Annotated in this window: 2 protein-coding genes; one reads left to right on the top strand and one right to left on the bottom strand. The window is 75.3% G+C overall.

Features of this window, described 5'->3' with window-relative positions; all coding sequences use genetic code 11:
* Positions 1-3: 3 nt before the first annotated feature.
* Positions 4-897, bottom strand: a complete 894-nt coding sequence (locus EAO70_RS37110) for a hypothetical protein (protein WP_261993253.1) — start codon at positions 895-897, stop codon at positions 4-6.
* Here EAO70_RS37110 and EAO70_RS40165 point away from each other — a divergent pair.
* Positions 896-1,202: hypothetical protein (locus EAO70_RS40165; protein ID WP_315986269.1), on the top strand; the 307-nt coding region annotated here is incomplete at its 3' end. The two genes, EAO70_RS37110 and EAO70_RS40165, sit on opposite strands and share 2 nt — an antisense overlap.

The raw sequence follows: 1,202 nt of genomic DNA, 5'->3' as shown, positions 1-1,202 counted from the left end.
GGCCTACGAGCGGTCCCTCGGCCCGCCGAGCCCGGCCAGCGCCCAGGCCGCGGTGACCAGGTGGACCCCGGGCATCTGCGGGGCGACGAGGATCGACAGCGGGCCGAGGGACCGCTCGTAGGCCTCCGCGGCCAGCGCGAGCGCGGAGCCGTACCGTCCGTCGAGGTCGTCGAGCCAGCCCAGGCTGCCGAGCGTGAAGCCCTCGAAGATGGACAGCGTCTCGGAGCCGAACTCCCCCCGCAGCGCGTGCAGGTGCTCGCGGGCCTCGTCGGTGCGACCGCTGCGGCCGAGCGCCAGGGCGAGGAAGATGCGGGCCCCCAGCAGGGGTTCGTGACCCCAGAGGTGTCCGGCGTCCACGATCTCGCGCAGGATGGCCTCGCCCTCGTCGAGCCGTCCGGTCTCGACGAGCGTTCCGGCGTACCGGGCGCGCAGCAGCGCCATCTGCGACTGGGCGCCGATCCGTTCCGCGTAGCCGATGGCCGCCTCGAAGTCCGCGGCCGCCTCCTCGAACGAGAGCCGCCGCTCCTGGGCCTCCGCGCGGGAGGAGAGCGCCTCGGCCGCGCCCCAGGCGTCCCCGAGCCGGACGAAGAGCGCCAGGCTCTCGTCGGCGTCGGCGATCGCCTCGACGGCCCGGTCGCCCCGGTTGGCGAACATGTTGGCCCGCATCTGGAGGGCGTTGGCCAGCTCCCAGTCGTAGCCGTAGCGGCGGCAGGTCCCGATGGTCGTGTCGAGCAGCTCCCGGAGCCGGCCGGCCTCGCCGATGAGGAGGACCGCGAAGACGGCGAGGGAGCCGGGCAGCCGGGCGGTCTGGGGCAGACCGGGCTCGTAGACGGCGGTCATCTCGCGGAGCCGTTCCATGCCGGCGGGGCTGGTCCAGCGTCCGGTCTCGTGATCCATGTTGATCAGCTCGACGAGCCGCACGCCGCGCCGCGCCTCCCAGCGCCGCGCCTCGGCGAGCGGCGGCGGCGCCGCCGTGACCGGCTCGTCCAGGGGGACGACGGGGGCGGCGGGCGAGGCGCTCTCCTCCCGCGCGGAGGCCCAGGAGCGGCGGCTCTCGTTCGAGGAGGCGGCCGCGGACTTCGAGGCGGCCATCGGCTACGCGGAACGGATCGGCGCCCAGTCGCAGATGGCGCTGCTGCGCGCCCGGTACGCCGGAACGCTCGTCGAGACCGGACGGCTCGACGAGGGCGAGGCCATCCTGC

Source organism: Streptomyces sp. adm13(2018) (genome assembly GCF_008042145.1).
Lineage (GTDB): Bacteria > Actinomycetota > Actinomycetes > Streptomycetales > Streptomycetaceae > Streptomyces.
Note: the sequence above shows the minus strand (reverse complement) of the source record. Positions and strands in the feature narration are given on the sequence as shown.